Source organism: Priestia flexa NBRC 15715 (assembly GCF_001591565.1).
Taxonomy (GTDB): Bacteria; Bacillota; Bacilli; order Bacillales; family Bacillaceae_H; genus Priestia; species Priestia flexa.
This window is the reverse complement of record NZ_BCVD01000250.1, coordinates 1-769: the sequence shown is the minus strand read 5'-3', so window position 1 is coordinate 769 and position 769 is coordinate 1. Positions and strand designations below refer to the sequence as shown.

The 769-nt window shown below is 35.1% G+C and carries 1 protein-coding gene; it reads left to right on the top strand.

Annotation, left to right across the window (positions count from 1 at the left end; translation table 11 throughout):
- Positions 1-139: 139 nt before the first annotated feature.
- On the top strand, positions 140-769 hold a 630-nt coding region (locus BFL01S_RS19720; protein ID WP_156474966.1), incomplete at its 3' end, for an IS4 family transposase.

The window sequence follows — 769 nt, the reverse complement described above, 5'->3', positions numbered from 1 at the left end:
ACTAGTGTTGCATTAATTTATTTTCACTATTAAAAATACTCAAAATGTTCAATTTTATTATTTTGTGCAAAGAAAAAGTCCTTTATAATGGATAAGTCAGGTGGTAACCCGTCCAAATCCACTAAAAAAGGACCAACTCATGGACAAGATTACACGAAAAACTTCATTTGGACAATGGTTTTCACCAATAAATCTTCAACTTTTTGAAGAAACCGTGAAAACGTTGAAATTAGATTACTATACGAAAAAACTAAAAACAGACTCATTTCTAAAATTACTCCTTTTTGCACAGCTACAAGAAGTCGAAAGTTTGCATGAGCTAAGCGATTGTCTTTTCGACGACCAACTACAAAAAGGCATTGATCTTGATTCAATCAGTATTTCTCAGCTCTCACGCCGATTAAACGGTATAAATCCAGATTTATTTCAAAGGCTTTTCCTTGATTTAGTCGCACAAATTCATGCAAAAACACATTATACAAAGCTTATTATGCCGTTAAAAATCATTGATTCAAGCACATTGCCACTTAATTTGACCAATCATAAATGGGCAAAGTTCCGCAAAACAAAAGCGGGTGTCAAGTTGCATTTGAGACTTGTGTTTATGGAAAAAGGGAGTTCCTATCCTGAAAAGGCTGTTTTAACAACGGCAAAAGAACATGATCGTGGTCAGCTTGAAATCATGGTTGATGATAAAGAATGCATGTATGTGTTTGACCGTGGCTACCTAGATTACGAGCGCTTTGACCGAATGACAGATGATGGTTAC